General features: G+C 46.6%; 6 protein-coding genes. 4 read left to right on the top strand and 2 right to left on the bottom strand.

Features of this window, described 5'->3' with window-relative positions; translation table 11 throughout:
• Positions 1-40 precede the first annotated feature (40 nt).
• Positions 41-604, top strand: a complete 564-nt coding sequence (locus tag Q0J48_RS06145; RefSeq protein WP_296242549.1) for an HdeD family acid-resistance protein — start codon at positions 41-43, stop codon at positions 602-604.
• A 42-nt stretch (positions 605-646) separates the two neighbouring features.
• On the opposite strand, the gene Q0J48_RS06140 is transcribed toward Q0J48_RS06145, so the two are convergent.
• Together Q0J48_RS06140 and pfkB are read right to left on the bottom strand one after the other, a co-directional pair.
• Positions 647-1,528: a PHP domain-containing protein gene (locus Q0J48_RS06140; RefSeq protein ID WP_296242547.1), complete on the bottom strand. Its 882-nt coding sequence runs from the start codon at positions 1,526-1,528 to the stop codon at positions 647-649.
• Positions 1,529-1,611: 83 nt separating this feature from the next.
• Positions 1,612-2,523, bottom strand: a complete 912-nt coding sequence (gene pfkB, locus Q0J48_RS06135; RefSeq protein ID WP_296242545.1) for a 1-phosphofructokinase — start codon at positions 2,521-2,523, stop codon at positions 1,612-1,614.
• Positions 2,524-2,686: 163 nt separating this feature from the next.
• On the opposite strand from pfkB, the gene Q0J48_RS06130 reads away from it, so the two are divergent.
• The 3 genes from Q0J48_RS06130 to Q0J48_RS06120 all read left to right on the top strand — a co-directional run.
• Complete coding sequence (locus Q0J48_RS06130) at positions 2,687-3,952, top strand: zinc-binding dehydrogenase (RefSeq protein ID WP_296242543.1); 1,266 nt, start codon at positions 2,687-2,689, stop codon at positions 3,950-3,952.
• Between the two features lie 52 nt (positions 3,953-4,004).
• On the top strand, positions 4,005-4,766 hold the full coding sequence (locus Q0J48_RS06125) for a DeoR/GlpR family DNA-binding transcription regulator (protein ID WP_296242541.1): 762 nt from the start codon (positions 4,005-4,007) through the stop codon (positions 4,764-4,766).
• A gap of 33 nt (positions 4,767-4,799) precedes the next feature.
• The coding region (locus tag Q0J48_RS06120) for a PTS mannitol transporter subunit IICBA (RefSeq protein ID WP_296242540.1) at positions 4,800-6,616 on the top strand (1,817 nt) is incomplete at its 3' end.

The following is a 6,616-nucleotide window of genomic DNA, read 5'->3' as shown; positions in this document are numbered from 1 at the left end:
TTGTTTGAAACCTATGTGATTCAAAAAAGGAGATGATCGCATGAATCATTTAATCAATCCCACACAAAAAGAAGTCCGCCTGATGGCCCTTTTCTATCTGATTGGCGGGATCCTCTTATTTATTTTAAATAATGATCTTTTAATGATCGCTACTCGGATCCTGGGTGTGATCTTGATCGCAATCGGTGCCACCTTGCTTTATATGTATTTTGTGAAACGAGTATCCATCGATGCCAGCCCTTTATTTACAGGACTCCCCAGCGTTCTGATTGGTTTATTGATGCTGATCTCCCCGGAATCTTTGATTGCCATCTTGCCGATCCTGACAGGGATCGTTGTGATCGTCAATTCCATCATGCAGCTCCAAAAAGCATTTTTATTAAAAGATTACGGTTTCTCGAACTGGACCATCACAGCAGGAATTGCCGCCATTGCCTTACTGTTTGGTGTTTTGTTCCTGTTTCGGCCTTTACAATCGGTCGCCTTTATTCTTCAGATCATCGGAATTGCGTTGATCGTGGAAGGATGTCTCTTATTTGGATTTGACCGCACTTTGCGCAAAGTAAAAAAAGAATACGAAAAAGATATGAATGAATATCGATAAACCAAAAAAACAGAGATTTTTGTGATCTCTGTTTTTTTTAGTCTATAGAGCTTTTAAGAAGGCTTCTAAAAATTTTGACCCGTCTTTTTGTAAACCGTATTCTCCCATGCGGATGCTTGGCTTTTTCTCCCCATGAAAGTCACTGCCGCAAGTGATCAACAAATGATGTTTTTGGGCAAGCTTTTCATAATATTCATTATGTTCTGGTTCATGATAATTGCTGTAGGCTTCGATTCCGTCGATTCCGCAATCTAAAGCGTATTGGAATCGTTCTTTTTCCTGATAAAACGTACGGAACGGATGTGCGATCACAGCCAAGCCGCCGGCATCGTGAATGTGCTGAACGGTCTCTTTAAAATCCGGTGAATACGCGGCAACATGAAGATCCGTTCCCGGCCCGCACAGATCATAGAAAAAGTTGACCGGCGCCGGATCCGAACGCTTTCCTCCCGGGATATAATCTTGAAAATCCGGGATATCCTGATAACGAGGATCAGTAAATAACGCATCCATCATATTGAACCAAGGGTTTTTGCCATGGGCTTCGCGAATCACTTTTTCTTCATCGATCTCCACATGATATTTCGCCCGCAGTTTCTCAACCCGCTGATGGAAGATCCCGTCGTTTTCTTGATCGATCCTTTGCGCCAATCCATGAAAATAAGGATCTTTTAAATCAATGCCATACCCTAATACATGGACTTCGTATTCCCCTAAAAGGGTGGAACATTCCAAAGCCGGAATGATGCGGATCCCTTCCTTTTTTCCTTCCTCGATCATTTCCAGCACCCCTTCTACGGTGTCATGATCACAAAGAGCCGCTGTTTTTATTTTTGCTTCCTTCAGCATGCCGACCAGTTCTTTAGGGGGGAACTGGCCGTCTTTACTGTAGGAAGAATGCATATGCAGATCAAAATCGTTCATCGTATCCTTCCTTTCGCATCTCTATTTTAGTCAAAGAGTGTTTCGACTTCAATCTTGGAACCGAAAAAAAAGACTGACTTTCGTCAATCTTTCATCGTCTCCATCAAGGCAAACACTTCTTCTTTGGTTGCCAGGTTTTCCGAAAAAGCACTGGCACTGCCGCTGCAGATCCCTTTCATGAACGCGACCTCCGTATCTTGATTGGACTCAAGATATCCCGAGATAAATCCGGCAACCATCGAATCGCCAGCCCCCACTGAATTGATGACTTCTCCTTTCGGCGCCCGGCTTTGGTGCACCTTTCCTTTTTCATCCAATAAGACCGCTCCTTGTCCCGCCATGGAGACCAAAATGTTCTGGGCCCCCAGCTCCTGAAGCTTTTTGGCATACGGAATCACTTCATCGCGCGTCTTCAAAGATACGCCAAAGATTTCCCCCAGTTCGAAATTGTTCGGCTTGATCAAGAAAGGATGGTACTTCAAGACTTTCATCAACAAGGCATTGGTCGCATCAACCACCACTTTGCATCCTATCGGCTGCACTCTTTCTAAGATCTGTTCATACATCGTGTCCGGCAAGGTGCTGGGAATGCTTCCTGAGATCACCAAGATGTCCTGGCTGGTCAATTGATCCAATTGTTGAAATAACTGTTCGATATCTTCGCGCTGGATCTTAGGCCCTTGACCGTTGATCTCGGTTTCTTCATTGGATTTCATTTTGACATTGATTCTTGAAAGTCCTTCTTTGACTTGAATAAAGGAAGAAGCACAGCCAAAATTTTTTAAGCGATGTTCGATCTCTTTTCCGGTAAAACCGGCCATAAAGCCCAACGCCGTGCTTTCATGGCCCAGATTGCTCAAGACGATCGCCACGTTGATTCCTTTGCCGCCCGGCAAGATCTTTTCATACGTTGTTTTGTTGATCTGACCCGTTTGAAAATCTTTTACTTGAATGATGTAGTCCAAAGATGGGTTGAATGTGACAGTGTAGATCATGATGTCCTCCTATGATTTTTTCTTTCTGAAAACAGAATACCACTCAGATTGTTGAAAGTCAAACTAAAAATTGTTGTTTTAACAGTTGACAAGGTGAAAAATCGTGTTAAACTACAATTAGAACTTTTGTTACAACAGTTTAAGACGGAAAGGAGTTGTTAAAATGAAAGTTAAAGCAGTTCGCCTTCACGGCGCCAACGATCTGCGTCTGGACGAATTTGAATTGCCTGAGATCAAAGACGATGAAATTTTGGTCAAAGTGGTCTCTGACAGCGTTTGTATGTCAACTTACAAATGTGCTATCCTAGGTACAAAGCATAAGCGTGTGCATGAAGATGTGGCCGATCATCCGGCGATCATGGGACACGAAATGGCCGGTGATATCGTAAAGGTCGGCGCCCAACACCAGGACAAATTCAAGCCGGGCATGAAATTTACTTTACAGCCTGCCTTGAACTATAAAGGAACGATGTGGTCTCCCGGCTATTCTTATGAATTTTTTGGCGGAGATGCAACCTACTGCATCATACCGGCAGAAGTCATGGAGCTTGGCTGCTTATTAGAATATAAAGGAAGAGCCTATTACGAAGCTTCCCTGGCCGAACCGATGTCCTGCAGTATCGGCGCTTTCAACGCCGCTTACCACACGCAGATGGGTGTCTATACACACCAGATGGGAATCAAAGAAGGCGGAAAACTGGCCATCATGGCAGGAGCCGGCCCTATGGGATTAGGCGCTTTGACCTACGCTTTGCATCGTGATGTGCGCCCTTCTATGATCGTCGTGACCGATGTCAACCAGGACCGTCTGGATCGGGCTGCTCACTTGTTCCCGCCAGAAGACGCAAAAGCGGACGGCATTGATCTGCATTTTGTCAATACGGGCGATAAGGAAGATCCAGTTGCCTATTTGCGCGAACTTTCCGGCAATACCGGTTACGATGATGTATTCTGTTATGCTCCGGTCGCAGCAGTCGTTGAACAATGCAGCGGCATCTTAGGACGCGATGGATGCCTGAATTTCTTTGCCGGCCCAACCGACAATCAATTCAGCGCCAAAATGAATTTCTATGATGTGCACTACAATTCGACCCATGTCATGGGAACGACCGGCGGAAATACAGCCGATATGATCGAATCTCTAGAACTGACGGCCCAAGGACGAATCGATCCTGCGGTTATGGTCACACATATCGGCGGTCTGGATGCAGCGGCCGAAACCACCTTGAATCTGCCAAAGATCCCGGGTGGCAAAAAATTGATCTATACGCATATCTCCATGCCTTTGATCGCATTGGAAGATCTGCGTTCAAAAGAAGCTGAAGATCCTCGTTATGGCAAGCTTGCCGATATCGTAGAAGCCAACAAAGGTCTATGGTGTCCAAAAGCCGAGGAATATCTGCTGGCACATTTTAAAGAAGAAGCTTAGTTTACTGCCTCCTGTTTTTGCCCGGGAGCAGTAAACAAACAGGAGGTCTCAAATGGAAGTAATGGAACAGCGGCGAAACGATATCGTCCGTTTTGTCAATGATCAGGGAAGCGTCACGTTTGCGCAGATCAAGGAACGTTTCCCGAAAGTATCAGATATGACTTTGCGTACCGATCTAAAAGTCTTAGATGCGAATCAAAGACTGGTACGGATCCACGGGGGCGCAAAATCCCTGGAAACCGTGACCGGAAACGATGATTTTTTAAAGAAACGCTATATCCAAAATACCGATGAAAAGATGTCGATTGCCCGCAAGGCATTAGACCTTGTCGAAGCACACAAGACGATCTTTATCGATTCAGGAAGCACGACCACGATGTTGTCCAACATCTTGAACGATCAGCCAAACACCTTTTTTACCAGCGGGATCTCTTGCGCTGTGGAAATGGCCCACTTAAAAGAAGCCCAGTGTTTTTTAGCCGGCGGCATGATCAACCGCAATTCCTTGAGCGTTACCGGTATGGATGCCGTTCGTTTTTTAGAGAATGTCTCGTTTGATATTACATTCTTAGGTGTCACTCGCTACTCTGAAAGAACCGGGTTTACGTGTGAATCTTTCCTCGATGCCCAAACCAAACGAGCCGTACTCCAGCGTTCAAAAAAGATCATTGTCTTGATGGATTCTTCGAAAGTACAAAAAGACGGAACCTATCGCATCTGCGATCTCAAAGATGTCGATATCGTCGTCAGTGACCAAAATCTTCCAGAAACATTTAAAAAAGAATGTGAAAACCAGGGGGTTTTGATCTTATAAACTTCTTCCGGTTTTCTAGTAAGGAAGAATAATATGAAAAATGCACTTCAGAGATTTGGCAAATTTCTCTCGGCGATGGTCATGCCCAACATTGGCGCCTTTATCGCCTGGGGATTTATCACCGCTCTATTCATAGCGGACGGATGGCTGCCCAACGAACAATTGGCATCGATCCAGCCTTATATGTTGAACTATCTGCTTCCTATCCTGATTGCCGCAACCGGCGGACGCATGGTAGGAAAAGATCGCGGTATGGTCATGGGTGCCATTGCGATCATGGGATGTATCGCCGGCGCTGAAGGCCAGACCATGTTGATGGCGGCTATGTTCATGGGGCCGTTTGCCGGATGGGTCATCAAAAAATTTGACCAGCTCATGGAAGGTCATATGCCAGCCGGTTTCGAGATGCTCATCAACAACTTCTCCGTAGGCATCTTAGGAATGATCCTGGCCATCTTTGGTTACTACCTGATTGGTCCGCTGATGCAGGGGATCTTGGCGGTATTAACTGCCGGCGTCAACATTTTGATCCATCATGGCCTGTTGCCGCTGGTTGCGATCTTTGTAGAGCCAGCCAAGGTTCTTTTCCTGAACAATGCGATCAACCATGGGATCTTCACGCCGATCGGCATTGAACAAGCTGCCGAGACCGGCCGTTCGATCATGTATATGTTAGAGGCCAATCCCGGTCCCGGCCTAGGTGTCCTATTGGCCTATTGGTTCTTTTCCCAAGATAAGGCCACTAAAGATTCAGCGCCTGGCGCGATCATCATCCACTTCTTCGGCGGGATCCACGAGATCTATTTCCCTTACATCTTGATGAACCCCATCGTGATCATTGCGCCGATCGTAGGCAATATTTGTGCGATCACCTTCTACTCCCTCACAGGATGCGGTCTTCAAGGCCCGGCTTCTCCGGGATCGATCATCGCCTTCTTGTCGATGGCGCCTCGCGATGCGATCATCACAACTTTGTTAGGAGTCGTGTTGGCAGCGGGAGTCTCCTTTGCGATTGCCGGTCCGATCATCAAACTGACCAGTTCCAAAGTAAAATCGCTGGAAGAAGCACAAGATCAGGTCAGCGATATGAAGGCCCAGTCCAAAGGTTTGATCACGGATCAGAATATCTTTGCGGCCAAAAAAATCGTCTTTGCCTGCGATGCCGGCATGGGATCCAGTGCCATGGGTGCCACCAAATTCCGCAATCGTTTAAAAGCGGTCCGTCCGGATATCACCGTAACCAATACTTCTGTCGATAATATTCCGTCAGATTGTGATATTGCCGTCGTGCAGACGGTCTTGCAGGAACGTGCCAAGACATGTGCTCCCCAAGCCATCTTGGTGACCATTAAAAACTTCTTGGCCGACCCGGCTTTAGATGAACTCTTTTTCCAGCTTTCCACGGGAGATGCCCTGATGACCGAAACCAGCGATCAAACGGAAGTCGAAGAACAGCCTTCCTCCCTCTTTGCTTCCGATGTGTTGATCGAGGAGGGCATCGTATTAAATCAAGCCTCTGTCTCAAAAGAAGAAGCGATCACGGCAGCCGGCGAACTCTTGGTCAAACTCGGCTACGTCACCCCGGACTATGTCCCGGCGATGTTAGAGCGTGAAAAGATCGTCACAACCTATATTGGTATGGGATTGGCCATTCCGCATGGAACCACTCACGGAGATGGCACGATCAAAAAGACCGGAATCGTCTTACTACAATATCCGCAAGGCGTTTCGTTTGGAGAAGAAAAGGCCGAACTCGTCATCGGTATCGCCGGCAAGGGTGGCGAACACATGGAAGTTCTTTCCAAAGTCTGCACCGCTCTGGAAGACGAAAGCGTCTTAGAAAAGATGAA

Origin of the sequence: uncultured Faecalicoccus sp. (assembly GCF_944325745.1) — a bacterium.
Lineage (GTDB): Bacteria > Bacillota_I > Bacilli_A > Erysipelotrichales > Erysipelotrichaceae > Faecalicoccus.
This window is presented reverse-complemented; position numbering and strand designations above follow the sequence as displayed.

Bases quoted from the DNA above. Each gene is read 5' to 3' on its own strand.
- Q0J48_RS06145 (WP_296242549.1), top strand. From the start codon at position 41: ATGAATCATTTAATCAATCCCACACAAAAAGAAGTCCGCCTGATGGCC.
- Q0J48_RS06125 (WP_296242541.1), top strand. From the start codon at position 4,005: ATGGAAGTAATGGAACAGCGGCGAAACGATATCGTCCGTTTTGTCAAT.
- pfkB (WP_296242545.1), bottom strand. From the start codon at position 2,523: ATGATCTACACTGTCACATTCAACCCATCTTTGGACTACATCATTCAA.
- Q0J48_RS06140 (WP_296242547.1), bottom strand. From the start codon at position 1,528: ATGAACGATTTTGATCTGCATATGCATTCTTCCTACAGTAAAGACGGC.
- Q0J48_RS06130 (WP_296242543.1), top strand. From the start codon at position 2,687: ATGAAAGTTAAAGCAGTTCGCCTTCACGGCGCCAACGATCTGCGTCTG.